The 13,694-nt window shown below is 27.8% G+C and carries 11 protein-coding genes; all 11 read left to right on the top strand.

What is annotated here, in order from left to right; translation table 11 throughout:
* Positions 1-15: 15 nt before the first annotated feature.
* The 11 genes from P2G54_RS10065 to P2G54_RS10015 are packed head-to-tail and all read left to right on the top strand — an operon-like array spanning position 16 to position 12,427.
* Positions 16-1,326 (top strand): nucleotide sugar dehydrogenase, encoded by a 1,311-nt coding sequence (locus tag P2G54_RS10065; RefSeq protein ID WP_275870724.1) that lies wholly within the window; start codon positions 16-18, stop codon positions 1,324-1,326.
* 10 nt (positions 1,327-1,336) lie between these two features.
* Positions 1,337-2,539: a UDP-N-acetylglucosamine 4,6-dehydratase gene (locus tag P2G54_RS10060; RefSeq protein WP_275870722.1), complete on the top strand. Its 1,203-nt coding sequence runs from the start codon at positions 1,337-1,339 to the stop codon at positions 2,537-2,539.
* 5 nt (positions 2,540-2,544) lie between these two features.
* Positions 2,545-3,396, top strand: coding sequence for an NAD(P)-dependent oxidoreductase (locus P2G54_RS10055; protein WP_275870720.1), 852 nt, complete (start codon positions 2,545-2,547; stop codon positions 3,394-3,396).
* Entirely contained in the window at positions 3,393-4,433 is a 1,041-nt protein-coding gene (locus tag P2G54_RS10050; protein WP_275870718.1) for a sugar phosphate nucleotidyltransferase, read from the top strand. Before P2G54_RS10055 ends, P2G54_RS10050 begins: the two co-directional genes overlap by 4 nt.
* Position 4,434: 1 nt before the next feature.
* Positions 4,435-5,598 carry a hypothetical protein gene (locus P2G54_RS10045; protein WP_275870716.1) on the top strand — a complete coding sequence of 388 codons (1,164 nt, stop codon included), beginning with the start codon at positions 4,435-4,437 and terminating at the stop codon, positions 5,596-5,598.
* Between the two features lie 7 nt (positions 5,599-5,605).
* Complete coding sequence (locus P2G54_RS10040; protein ID WP_275870714.1) at positions 5,606-6,898, top strand: oligosaccharide flippase family protein; 1,293 nt, start codon at positions 5,606-5,608, stop codon at positions 6,896-6,898.
* A 43-nt stretch (positions 6,899-6,941) separates the two neighbouring features.
* Positions 6,942-8,024, top strand: coding sequence for a glycosyltransferase (locus tag P2G54_RS10035; protein WP_275870712.1), 1,083 nt, complete (start codon positions 6,942-6,944; stop codon positions 8,022-8,024).
* Between the two features lie 4 nt (positions 8,025-8,028).
* Complete coding sequence (locus P2G54_RS10030; RefSeq protein WP_275870710.1) at positions 8,029-9,108, top strand: EpsG family protein; 1,080 nt, start codon at positions 8,029-8,031, stop codon at positions 9,106-9,108.
* Between the two features lie 21 nt (positions 9,109-9,129).
* Positions 9,130-9,948, top strand: coding sequence for a glycosyltransferase (locus tag P2G54_RS10025; protein WP_275870708.1), 819 nt, complete (start codon positions 9,130-9,132; stop codon positions 9,946-9,948).
* 12 nt (positions 9,949-9,960) lie between these two features.
* Positions 9,961-10,722 carry a WecB/TagA/CpsF family glycosyltransferase gene (locus P2G54_RS10020; protein WP_275870706.1) on the top strand — a complete coding sequence of 254 codons (762 nt, stop codon included), beginning with the start codon at positions 9,961-9,963 and terminating at the stop codon, positions 10,720-10,722.
* A gap of 43 nt (positions 10,723-10,765) precedes the next feature.
* Positions 10,766-12,427, top strand: coding sequence for a capsule assembly Wzi family protein (locus tag P2G54_RS10015; protein WP_275870704.1), 1,662 nt, complete (start codon positions 10,766-10,768; stop codon positions 12,425-12,427).
* The last annotated feature ends 1,267 nt before the right edge of the window (positions 12,428-13,694 follow it).

The following is a 13,694-nucleotide window of genomic DNA, read 5'->3' as shown; positions in this document are numbered from 1 at the left end:
CGATTTCATTTCAATATGTTAACACCTTTATCTGAAGCAAAAATAGCCATCATGGGATTGGGCTATGTTGGACTTCCTCTTGCTGTTGCCTTTGCTGAAAAATACAAAACGGTAGGATACGATATTGACCCAAAAAGGGTGGATGAACTTCAAAAGGGGCATGACCGGACTTTGGAGGTAGAAGATCAGGATTTACAATCAGTATTAGTACAATCTTCCCTTGTATTAGATCAAAAGGGAAAAGGTCTACAAATTACCGATGCTGTCCTTCCTATTTCTTCATGCAATATATATATAGTAACTGTTCCTACTCCAACCGATAAGCATAATAGGCCAATTTTAACACCCATGCTCAAAGCCTCGGAGGCGATAGGGAAAATATTGAAAAAAGGCGATGTGGTGATTTATGAATCAACGGTTTATCCTGGTGTAACCGAGGAAGAATGTGTTCCAGTTTTAGAAAGGGTTTCAGGCTTAAAATTTAATATAGACTTTTTTGCTGGTTATAGTCCGGAGCGTATTAATCCTGGGGACAAGGAACATACAGTGACCAAGATTCTTAAGGTAACATCAGGCTCTACACCAGAGGTGGCAGAATATGTAAATCAATTATACAAGTCTGTGATTACGGCAGGAACCCACAAAGCCTCTTCCATCAAAGTAGCCGAGGCTGCCAAAGTCATCGAAAACTCACAACGGGATATCAACATTGCCTTTGTCAATGAGCTATCAAAAATTTTCAATTTATTAGGAATAGATACTCAGGAAGTCTTGGAAGCAGCAGGAACTAAATGGAACTTTTTGCCATTTAAGCCTGGCTTGGTGGGAGGACACTGTATTGGGGTAGATCCATTTTATTTAGCCCAGAAGGCTCAAGAAGTAGGCTATCATCCGGAAATTATTTTATCAGGTCGAAGATTGAATGACTCAATGGGCAAGCATGTTGCTACAGAAACTATTAAGCATATGATGCGAAAGGGTCTAAAGGTAATTGATTCTAGGGTATTGATCTTGGGCTTTACCTTCAAAGAAGATTGTCCAGATGTTAGAAATACAAGAGTAATCGATATTTATAATGAGTTGAGGTCATTTGATATGGACGTAGATGTTTTTGATCCATGGGCAGACCCTAAAGAGGTTATGAATGAATATGGAATTAAAATCATCAACGGAAATACCCACGATAATTTAGATCAATATTCTGCAATTATTTTGGCTGTTGCGCATAAGGAATTTAAATCATGGGATTTAAAAAAATCAGATGATCAAGTGATTTTTGATGTGAAATCGGTTTTGAAGAAAGAGTTTGTCGACGCAAGGCTTTAATTTCAGTTCAATGGATATTTTAAAACTTATTGGAAGAAAAAAAATACTTATTGCTCAAGATATTGAGCAAAATAAAATAATTCTTAATAAGAAAGCTGAAGATTCGAAATTTTTGGTAATTGGAGGTGCTGGGTCTATCGGCCAAGCAGTTACTAAGGAAATTTTTAAGCGTAACCCAAAGAAACTCCATGTTGTCGATATTAGCGAAAACAATTTAGTTGAAATGGTCAGGGATATCAGGAGTTCTTTTGGCTATATAGCTGGTGATTTCAGGACCTTTGCATTAGATATTGGTTCACCAATATATGATGCTTTTTGGGAATCGGATGGCGATTATGATTATGTTCTCAATTTATCTGCTTTGAAGCATGTTCGAAGTGAGAAGGATCCTTTTACATTAATGCGAATGGTTGAGGTGAATATTCTAAATACCTTGAAAACAATCCAGCAATCTAAAGAAAAGGGAGTAAAAAAATACTTTTGCGTTTCTACGGACAAGGCAGCAAATCCTGTTAACATGATGGGAGCATCAAAACGCATCATGGAGTTATTTTTAATGAGAGAGAGTAGAGATATCTCTATTTCAACTGCAAGGTTTGCTAATGTGGCATTTTCTGATGGTTCTTTGTTACATGGTTTCAACCAAAGATTACATAAAAAGCAACCAATTGTTGCACCCAATGATATCAAAAGATACTTTGTAACCCCTCAGGAATCTGGCGAACTCTGTTTGATGTCTTGTTTGTTAGGTGAAAACAACGATATATTTTTCCCCAAATTAAGCGAGGATTTACATTTAATAACATTTGCAGAAATAGCAGTCAATTACCTAAAGCAATTAGGCTATGAGCCTTATATTTGCTCTTCAGAAGAAGAAGCCCGTCAATTTTTTAATTTAGAATATCAATCTCTTTTCACAGATAAAAAATATTGGCCTTGCTATTTTACCAAAAGTGATACTACGGGAGAGAAAGACTTTGAGGAGTTCTTTATGGAAGGTGAGATTTTGGATTTGGAAAGATTTGAGAATCTCGGAATAGTAAAGAGTAGCCTTCCGTACAAAGAAGAAAAACTCGATTGGTTCCTTGCTGCGATCAACGGTTTATTAAAGCGAAAGCAGTGGGTAAAAAAAGATATAGTCAATATTTTCTATGAACTGTTGCCTGCATTCGATCATAAGGAAACTGGAAAAAATTTAGATTCAAAAATGTAAACAAAATGAAAGTTGCAATTACAGGTAGCAGTGGATATTTAGGCTCATTTTTAGTTCCCTTTTTAATGAGTAATAATATTGATGTTTTTGAAATTAGTAGAAATAAAGGTTATAATTTATTAGATTTAAATAGTACTAAGAGCATTGATAAATTCGATGTTTTAATTCATTTAGCTTCTAGAACTTATGTTCCAGATTCTTTTAAAAATCCAAATGAATTTTATGAGTTTAACTTGTTGGGTACAATTAATGCTCTTGAATTAGCTAGAAAGTATAGTGCTAAAGTAATTAATGTTAGTTCATATCTATATGGTGAACCACAATATTTACCGGTTGATGAAAACCATAATCTAAATCCACATAATCCTTATGCAAATTCAAAATATATTTCAGAGAAATTATGTAAAGCTTATTCAAGTGATTTTGGTATTAAAGTAGTGAATTTAAGGCTTTTCAACTTATTTGGTCCTAATCAACCGACTAATTTTTTAATACCTACAATAATATCTCAATTAAAATCTAAATCTATTACTTTAAAAGATCCTAGGCCTAAACGTGATTTTTTGTATATTTCAGATTTCTTAAATTTGATATATAAAGTTTTATTATCCTCTTTTAAAAATAATCAATTTGAAATTTTAAATGTTGGTTCTGGAATTTCCTATTCCGTTTCTCAAATTGTTGATACAATTTTGAAATGTTACAATGTAGATTGTGAAATAAAATATCTTAATGAATATAGAGATAATGAAGTATTAGATTGTTATGCTGATATAAGAAAAGCATATGCTTTATATGAGTGGGAACCAAATATTTCTTTAGCAGAAGGGATAAATAAAATTCGATACTATTTATGAAAGATTTAATAATAGATTTAGATGCCTCAATAAAATCAGCATTAAAAAAAATGGATGATGTAGGTAGAAAATTATTGATAATTCTTGATAAGGAAGGTAAATTTTTTGGCTTGATATCCATTGGTGATATTCAAAGAGCAATTTTAAAAAATTTAAATTTAGATTTACCCGTTTTCAAGATTAATAGAGCTACTAATATTGTCGGTTCTCCTCTTCAATCAATGAGTGAACTTAAAAACATTATGATTAATATTAGAGCTGAATTTATGCCTATTATTAATGAGAAACGTGATTTAGTTAAAGTTATTTATTGGAACGAATTGTTTCCTCAAAATCAAGAAATTCCTATTAATAAATTTAATTTACCTGTAATTATAATGGCTGGTGGTCAAGGTAATAGACTTAAACCTTTAACAAATATTATTCCAAAGCCTCTAATTCCTTTTGGAGAAAAAACTATGTTAGAGGAAATTTTTAATCGATTTAATAAGTATGGATCAAATAATTTTTATTTAAGTGTTAATTATAAATTTGAATTAATTCAATTTTATTTAGAAAAATTAAATCTTCCATTTATTATTGAATATTTTAAGGAGGATCAACCTTTGGGAACTGCAGGAAGTTTGTATTTATTAAAAAATAAATTAAATACTACTTTTTTTGTTACTAATTGTGATATTTTAATAGATCAGGATTATAATGATATTCTAAAATATCATTATGAAGAAAAAAATGAAATTACTCTTGTTTCAGTTTTAAAATCAATAGAAATCCCATATGGGACATTAGAGATTAATTCATATGGAAGGTTGAAGGAACTTAAAGAAAAACCTTCATATGATTTTATGATAAATTCTGGTATGTATATTTTAGAACCACATTTATTACATGAAATTCCCGAGAATCAATTTTTTCATATTACTCATTTAATTGATAAATTAATTAATGAAGACCGAAAAGTAGGGGTTTTTCCTGTTTCAGATAATTCATGGAAAGATGTAGGCCAATGGGATCAGTATATCAAGTTTTTATTATAACATGAATATTTTAATTGTTGGTCAAGTTGATAGTATTTTTTTTAGAGATTATGTTTCTAGTGCTATTACAAAAAATGATAATATGTATATTGAATGTTATTCTGTTACAAACGATTTGGGAAAGTTTTCTCATGAATTTAATTTTAATTATCGTGTAACTTCATATTATTCGACATTTATTCCAAAAATTAAATTTTTTCGATCTTTTATTAAACCATTTTATATTGGGATTGAGTTATTGTTATATTTGTTATTAAATAAGAATAAATATAACGTTTTACATTTTAAATGGTTGTTACCAGAAATTGTGCTTTTTTCTCCTATTTATAAATTTTTTCCCTTTAAAATCATTAGCACCTTATGGGGAGGGGAGCTTGAATCTTTAAAATTATTTGGTTCACGTAAATTATATTTTCTTTTTTTCAAAAAAATGGTGATTAATTCTTCTTATATTACTGTTTTTACACATGAAAAAGAACAGCAACTTATTTCATATAATATTAATAAATTAAAAATTAAAAAATTTTTGTATGGATCTAATATTATTTCCAATATTGAAATTCTAGTTTCTAATGGTAATAGACTTCATTCCAAAAGTATATTTAATATTCCTGATAATCTTATTTCTATTTGTGTTGGTTATAGTGGGAAATCACTACATCAGCAGTTGGAATTTTTGAATTTTATTATACGAAATAATTTGACAGAAGAATTTTCTTCAAAATTCTTTCTTATTTTCCCTATGACCTATGGTTTTGATTCAAATTTGCATGATTCTTTATTATTGGTTTTAAGGAAATTTAATTTTAAATTCATTATTTTAACTCAAAAAATGTCTGATCTTGAAGTTGCCTATTTAAGGCATTCTACTGATATTTTTCTTCAAATTTCTACTTTTGATGGTTTATCTTCAAGTTTAATTGAGGGATTCCTTTCCGGTTCTATTATTATTTGTGGCGATTGGCTGCCATATGAATCTTTTAAAAAATCTGGTTTATATTTTCATGAAATTGATGGTCTTAATTTGTCTTTATTTAAACTATTGGATTTTTTATATATGAATTTTGATAATGAATATAATAAATGTAAGGTTAATAAAAATATTTTAGGATTTAATCAGACTTGGAATAATCAAATTGGAAATTGGTTAAATTTATATTATTAATTTTTATATGGACTTTATTAAAAAGTTTTTAATTTATGGTTTTAGTCCTTTTCTTGGTAAAATTTTATCAATTTTTTTAATGCCTATTTATACTTCTATTTTAAGTAAAGAAGACTTTGGAGCAATGGCTATTATTTTTTCTATTAAAAGTGTTATTGATATGTTTTCTAATTTAAATATTCATTCAGGAGTGGCTCGGTATTATTATAATAATACTTATAATATTAAATATTTATTATCAACTTCATTTTTGTCTATTGTTGTTTTATCTGTGTTTATTTCATTTTTAATGTATATGCTTTTGGGTAAATTTGTTTTGTTAGACTTTACTAAGCATGAATATTATATTTCTTACATTTTAATGTTTTTCACTATCCCATCTGGAAGTTTAAATTCATTTTTTTCTATCATTTCTCGTTTTAAAAATATTCCATACCTATATTTTTTGGGATCAATTATTAATGTTTTAATTCATGTTGGTATTTCATTAATTCTTATTATTTACTTTAAATTGGGAATTGTAGGTTTTTTTGGAGGTTTGTTTATTTCTGATCTTTTTCTTATCCTATATTTTTACGTTATTAATAAAAATAGCTTTTCTTTTATTATAGATTTTAATATTTTAAAAACTATATTGAAATTTTCTATTCCTACTATTCCTGCTATATTTGGTGAATGGATTGATTCATCTTTAGGTCAAATTTTTATTGGTAAATATTTTAATTTAGGTGATGCAGGATTATATTCTGTTGCTTTAAGAATCGCTTCTTTTTTTATGTTCTTTAATTTGGCTTTTAATAATGTTTGGTTACCATATGTATATAAGTATACTAATTCTCACTTATTAATTCCTATTTTATTAAAATTCTACAAACGGACTATTTTATTACTTTCAATAGTTTCTTTTTTATTAATTTTATTTTCGGATTATATTGTTCTTTTACTTTCTAATTCGTCTTATCTAGGGGCTTCTAATTTTTTTACTATTCTTTGCTATCCTATGTCATTAAATATCTTGTCTAATTTCGTTAGGGTTGGGCCTCAAATAACTCAAAATACTAAAGTAATTTCATATTCTTCATTAATTGGAAGTTTTGTGAATTTAATTTTTATTTTTGCTTTTAAAGAATTTGGGATTTATGTTGTACCTATTGGTTTAGCTTTTTCTAAAACAATTAATTTTATTTTAAGTAATTATTTTAATTTTAAAGAACTCAATTTTTATTTTTCTTATTTATATTTATTGTTTCTCCCAATAAGTATGATTTTTTCTTATTTTCTTAAATTATTAATTTTTTAAATCTAATTTATTTATAATATACTCCGTTAATATTAATTAATTTATGGGTTTTAATTTGTTGTATTTTAGTAATGTTAAGTTTGAATTTTATCACGGTGTAAAAAATAAGATTTTTAGTCAAATTGATGGATTTGTTTATAATGGTGTTAATGTCGATTTATTGTACTACGAAAATTTTAAAATTTTTTTTAAAAATAAATTTTTAACTTATGTAAATTTACCTTTATTAAGAAATTTTTATTTGCTTTATTATTTAATAAAATTTAATCTTAAATCATATTCTTATTTGTATGTTAGGTTTATTTTTCCAAGTTTTTTTATATTTTGTATAGTCTTAATTTCCAAAATTAGAAATAATAACATTAAAATATTAGTAGAAATTCCAACATATCCTTACTATAGAGAGTATCCAAAGAATTTTGTTTTTTTTATTTTAAATTTAATTGATAAGGTCTTCTGGAGGATATTAAAATATTTTGTTTATAAAATAATTACTTTTAGTGAAGATAAATTTATCTATGATATTCCTACTATTAATCTTTTTAATTGTATTTCTTCATTTAATTTTCCTGTTGTAAATAAAAAGTGGGCTGAATATAAAAATTTAAATTTTATCTCTGTAGCAAATTTTAATTTTTGGCACGGTACTGATAGATTTATAAATTCTTTATCTAAATATAAGCCTAATAATTTTTATCTCCATCTTGTTGGAGAAGGTGAATTTTTAGAAAATTTAAAAAACAGTATTATTTCGGATTCTTATTTAAATGATCATGTTGTTTTTCATGGTTTTAAAATTGGTGAAGATCTTGAAAATGTTTATAAGATGTGTAATATTTCCTTAGGATGTTTGGGTAATCATCGAAAAGGTATTCATACTATACAAGCACTCAAAAATAGGGAATATTGTTCATATGGTCTTCCAATTGTTTTTTCAGAGGATGATCCTGGATTTAGAAATTCAAATTTTGTATATAGGGTTTCTGAAGACGAAAATTTAATTGACTTAAATCATTTATATAACTGGTTTATTAATATTTCAGTTTCTAGTTTACAAATTCATAATTATTCTAAGCAATTTTCTTGGAATTTAGAAATTAAAAAATTATTAAATAATATTTCTTAACATCATGTTTTTAGCTTTTTTTATCTATAATTTTCTTTTATATATTTCTATTGCTGTTTCCTATATTGCAAAAAAGTATTTTTATTTTGTCTTTATTTTTATCATTTTCATTACCTCTTTAATTCTAGGTCTTAGATATAATGTGGGTGTAGATTATCTTTCTTATTTAAATGAATATAAATTTTTTTCAATTTTTAATTATAGTTTTGAAGATTTTGAATGGGGTTTTAATTTGATCACTTCATTTTTTTCAAATAATGGATTTCATTTTTCTTTATATTTTATTTTTTTAAATTTAATAATTTGGTTTTTTTTGCTTCTCAGTATTAAAGATTTTAAATATATTCTTGTTTTTTTTATTTTTTTTATATATACTGATGGATTTTTGTTTTTTTCTTTAAATGGAATTCGTCAAGCTATTAGTATTTCCTTAATCTTTTATAGTTTTAGATTTATTTATGTCAATAATTTTTACAAATTCATCTTTTTTGTTTTATTGTCTTTTTTATTCCATAAAGCCTCAATTGTTTTTGTTCTATTTTATTTTTTTGTTAATAAAGATATCTTCCCTAATAGACTATATACAATTTTTATTGTTTTATGTTTTTATTTTATTGATACTTTAGATTATGTTAAAAATATTAGTGTATTTGTTTCTGAAATTTTAGGATATCAATTCTATGCTAAAAATATTGAATTAGCTTTTGATAATAGAATTTCTATTAATTCCGGTTTTGGTGTTTTATTTAGAAATTTTATTTATTTGCTGTGTATTATTTACAGTGATAAATTAAAAAATATATTTCCTTTTTTTATACCATATTACAATGTTTTTGTTTTTGGCGTAATTCTATCACATGTATTTTCTGACATCCATTTATTGCACAGGTTTAATAATTATCTAATTTTTTTTAGAATTTTTGTACTTTCTTTTCTTTCCTATTATTTGTTTTATTTGTCAAAATCTATTTCTAATTATTTAATCGGCTTATTTTTATTGATTTGTTATTTTATGTTTTTTTTATATTCTATTTCAACCTCTTTTAGTTTATCTTCTCCTTTTAATTTTTATTTTGATTATTGATTTAATTAATTAATTTATATTATGTTGAAAATTGATGTTCTAATTTGTTGTTATAATGAAAGTATTTATAATGTTTCTAATATAATTTTACCTCGTCAATATTCTTTTATAAATTATATTGTTTCCCATCAAATTTCTAATTCTTTAATTAAATATAATTATAGTGCCTTTAATTTCCGGAATGATTTAAATATTTTTCCTATCTATGGTAATGGTTTGTCTATTAATCGTAATAATGCTTTACTTCACTCTAAAGCTGATATTTGTTTACTAGCTGATGATGATGTTTCTTATTCCCTTGATTATTTTATTAATATTATTTCTGCTTTTAAATTAAATGATTTTGATGTTATAGTTGGAAAAATAAATACCGGGATAAATAATTTTGAGTATAAAAAATATGAATCTGAAATGTTTATGTTAAATAAAAGAAGTTTATTTAATGTCAGTAGTATTGAAATTGCCTTTAAGCGAAATTCTATTATTTGTTCCAATATTAAATTTGATTCAAGGTTTGGTTTAGGATCTAAATTCGGGTGGAATTTTGGTGAAGAGACTATTTTTCTTTTTGATTGTTATTTTAATAAAAAATCTATTGTTTATTTTCCTCTATTTTTTGTCAATCATGATTTTGAAAGTTCAGGTAAAAATAAAATTTATTCTAAAAACTATTTTTATGCAAGATCAGCTTTTTTAACAAGAATTTCTACCTTAAAAGGAATAGTTTATTTTTCATTAAGCCCCTTTTTTCTTTTTTTTAAATATTATAAACATTTATCCTTCTTTAATTGTTTGTATTTTTCCTTCTTGGGGTTTTTTAAAGAAATTAAGACAAGATAAGATTTATTAATTATGCTAAATATAAATACCCTTAAAATATTAAACGTTAAATTTAATGTTTTAACATTGTCTGAATTAATTTCTATTGTTCATGATAAACTTGTTTCAAATCAAAAGTTTTTAATAGCATTATCTAATCCAGAATTTCTCCTTGAATCTAAGAAAAATCCTTTATTATTTAATTATTTAAATGCAGTTGAAATTAATTTGGCTGATGGAATTGGAATTGTGTGGGCTTCTAAATTGCTTTATAAAAACCCATTGAATGTTAGGTTAACAGGAACTGATTTTTTTCCGGAACTTGTTAAATTATGTAGTTCAAGTAATTTCTCGTTTTTTATATTAGGGGGTAAGCCTAACATTTGTAATAAAGTTATTTCTAAATTTGAAAAGGAATTTAATTATTTTGGTTTTAAAGGTTGTCATCATGGTTTTTTTGACTTAGAAGACGAAAAAAAAATCATTGCTAATATAAATTCCTTAAATCCTGATGTTTTAATGGTTTGTTTAGGAAATCCTAAACAAGAAGAATGGATATTTAGAAATTTTGATAAAATAAACGCAAAATTGATTTTTGGAAATGGTGGAGTCTTAGATTTTTGGTCAAATAATGTCAAGAGAGCTCCTTTATGGATTCAAAATTTAGGATTTGAATGGCTTTATAGATTGTTTCAAGATTTTACTTTTTATCGTATTAAAAGACAATCCAAACTTTTGATATTTCCTTTTTTAGTTTTTATTCAATTTTATAAACAAGGTTTTAAGCGTATTTAAATTATTATATATGTTTGTGTGTATTCATAAATTCAGGTTTAGCTTGTTAATATTTTTTTTTGTTTTTAGTAATTCAATATTTTCTCAAAATTTTCCTGTTGGTTATCCTATTTTTGAAGAAAATTTTCGTAGAAATCAATTAATTGATTCTTCATTTCATGATTTATCTTTTAATTTTAAAACTTTTCCCTTCATTATTGATTCTTTAATTAATATTAAAAATAAAAATCCGAATTATATTAAGATTAATTTAGTTCCAATTTTATTAACTTCAGATTATAATTCCAAGCGTCCTTATATTGGGCGTGATTACAGTATGATTCCTAATCGAGGAAGTCAATTTTTTTTAAGTGGAGGTATAAATGTTAAATACTTATTTTTTAATTTGGTTTTTCAACCTGAATTTGTTTACGCTTCAAATTTATCTTATTTTGGGTTTCAAGAAGGATTTACGAATAATGTAATTCGAGATAGATTTCATTTTTGGAATTTTAATGATTTTCCAGAAAAGTTTGGCGAAGGAATTTATTCTAATTATAATTTGGGGCAATCTTCTTTTACTTTTCAATATGGTTCTTTTGAATTAGGTTTTGCAAATCGTAATATATGGTGGGGTCCTGGTCAATGGAACAGTCTTATTTTTTCAAATAATGCTCCTGGTTTTCCTCATTTTACTTTTAATACTATTAAACCAGCTAAAACTTTTTTGGGCTATTTCGAGAGTCAAATCCTTTTAGGTAGGTTAGAGTCTTCGGGATTTAATGCCAGTCAATCAAAATACTTAAATTTCAATTATTTTAATTCTGTTCCTAAAGATTGGCGGTTTTTGAATGGAATGACCATGTCCTTTCAACCCAAATGGATTTCTGGACTTTTTATAGGATTTAGTCGTACGTTTCAACAATACAATGATAATAGGGGTAATTCATTTCTAGATTTGTTTCCCATTTTTGAATCTTTTACTAAGACTAAATTATTTCAAAATGGTAATTCGGTTGATTATGATGCTAAAGCTCAGGATCAACAAGTTTCTGTTTTTGGAAGGTATTTATTTAAGAGAGCCAGGGCTGAAATTTATTTTGAATTTGCTAGGAGGGATCATTCTTTTAATTGGAGAGAATTTTTTCTTAATCCTGAGCATGCGCGTGCTTATTTGTTAGGTTTTAATAAACTTGTTCGTTTACAATCTGATAATAAGTTTATACAATTTAGAGGTGAAATCACTCATCAACAAGAATCCGTTAATAGATACATTAGGTATATTGGTTTAGGAGGTTTTACATCCTGGCATACCCATTATCAGGTTCGTGGTTTTACCAATTATGGTCAAGCCCTTGGTGTAGGAATTGGCACAGGATCAAATGTTCAAACATTAGAAATCTCATTGGTAGATAAATTTAATAAAGCTGGTATTCTTTTAGAACGTTTAGCAAATCATCAAGACTTTTTTTATCGCGCCTTCGGTCAGCAAAATGAACATAAGCCATGGGTAGACCTTAGTCTCGGATTTTTGTTTGACCACCAATGGAACAACCTTCTTTTAAGTTCTAAGCTTCAGTTGATCAATGGATTGAACTACCAATGGCAGTTAGATCCCTCCAGTACACCGGATTTCCCTAGAGGGCAAAATCTTTTCTCTATACATAGCCAAGTCAGTTTGATTTATCTCTTTAAGAATAAGGATAAAGAGAAAAATAAAGATTAATCTTCCACCTTGGTCTGTGTCCGCACAGACCTTTTCATTTTCAATAACTCAATTCTGGTCTGTGTACGCACAGACCATTTTATTTTAGTGCCGTTGATAACCTACTGATTCCGAAAGGATTAACCTAATTGCCAGTATCTACTTAAGCGAGTATATATTTCACTAGAGTTCTAGAGCCAGTAAGTTTGTCTCAAAAACAAACTTATGAAAAGAAGCACTTAATCAGATGGAATTGATATCGGAACAGTTCCCGAAAACAAGTTTTTACCTACAGCTGACTGAGTACATAAACGGAAATCCAGAGGATCATAGGAAGGAGTGAACGATACAGTCATTTGGTACTTCAGAAAATCCGTTCCCTATTGGATAAAAATAAGGGACAGTTTATCACTGTCTCTGAATTTTCGGCATTTACAGGTATCCCCGAGGCGGATCTTGAGGACTATCTACCTTGATTCTGGACATCTGAAAAAGCAGTATTCTCAGGTTTTGAGAGCTGTCAACTCAATGGCAAAGCCAGGGAAACCCCTTACCAAGGGTTCATTTTGGCCCAGTTTCATTCGGGTATTGTCCCGCTAACTTCCCTTTTGGTTCCCTAGATAGTATGGGAGAAGACTGGGGTGTTATTGGAAGGAAAGCTGGACTAACCCCAAGACTGTATGGGCTTTAGCAAGGAATTGAATCCCCAGCTGTCCCTAGCTGTTCGACATTTGCAATGTCGAACTATATATCGTAGGATTTTCAATCCGATAGGTCGTCTTTGTCTTACTGGCAATTCAACCCATTTCCCATCCCAAATCTTGCACCAGCGCTGGTTCTGTATTCCATTCAGTATCTTAGGGTTTCACCCTAGGCTATTCACAGTTCGACTCCTTCGGAGTCCTTTTCCTCAACCAGCTCGTTTCTCCTGATCAATAAAACAGTTAACCAATTAAACAATTAACCTATAATACCATTGAGCAGTAGGTAGTTAGGATCAACCTATAAACTACAACTTACAAGCTACCTAAAAGACTGCCACGTCGGCTTACCGCCTCCTCGCAATGTCGATAGCCATGAGCTTATACACTAGCGTAAAACAAACCACCCCTTATTTCCTAAACAAAACCGTGACTAATAGGCCTGTGAAGCAGCCGGTGCTTGTACGCAGTCAAGAAGCGTTAAGAAAATCAGCTAGCTCAAAGCTTGCCTTTGAGATCCGCTGATTTTTAGCGATTTGACAAGAACAAGCAGGAATGCGCCAGAGGCCATTCCAGGCTGATTCAGG

Source organism: Algoriphagus sp. CAU 1675 (assembly GCF_029222925.1).
Taxonomy (GTDB): domain Bacteria; phylum Bacteroidota; class Bacteroidia; order Cytophagales; family Cyclobacteriaceae; genus Algoriphagus.
This window is presented reverse-complemented; position numbering and strand designations above follow the sequence as displayed.

Coding starts and splice junctions, on each gene's coding strand:
- P2G54_RS10020 (WP_275870706.1), top strand. CDS start 9,961: ATGCTAAATATAAATACCCTTAAAATATTAAACGTTAAATTTAATGTT.
- P2G54_RS10045 (WP_275870716.1), top strand. CDS start 4,435: ATGAATATTTTAATTGTTGGTCAAGTTGATAGTATTTTTTTTAGAGAT.
- P2G54_RS10040 (WP_275870714.1), top strand. CDS start 5,606: ATGGACTTTATTAAAAAGTTTTTAATTTATGGTTTTAGTCCTTTTCTT.
- P2G54_RS10030 (WP_275870710.1), top strand. CDS start 8,029: ATGTTTTTAGCTTTTTTTATCTATAATTTTCTTTTATATATTTCTATT.
- P2G54_RS10050 (WP_275870718.1), top strand. CDS start 3,393: ATGAAAGATTTAATAATAGATTTAGATGCCTCAATAAAATCAGCATTA.
- P2G54_RS10025 (WP_275870708.1), top strand. CDS start 9,130: ATGTTGAAAATTGATGTTCTAATTTGTTGTTATAATGAAAGTATTTAT.
- P2G54_RS10055 (WP_275870720.1), top strand. CDS start 2,545: ATGAAAGTTGCAATTACAGGTAGCAGTGGATATTTAGGCTCATTTTTA.
- P2G54_RS10065 (WP_275870724.1), top strand. CDS start 16: ATGTTAACACCTTTATCTGAAGCAAAAATAGCCATCATGGGATTGGGC.
- P2G54_RS10060 (WP_275870722.1), top strand. CDS start 1,337: ATGGATATTTTAAAACTTATTGGAAGAAAAAAAATACTTATTGCTCAA.
- P2G54_RS10035 (WP_275870712.1), top strand. CDS start 6,942: ATGGGTTTTAATTTGTTGTATTTTAGTAATGTTAAGTTTGAATTTTAT.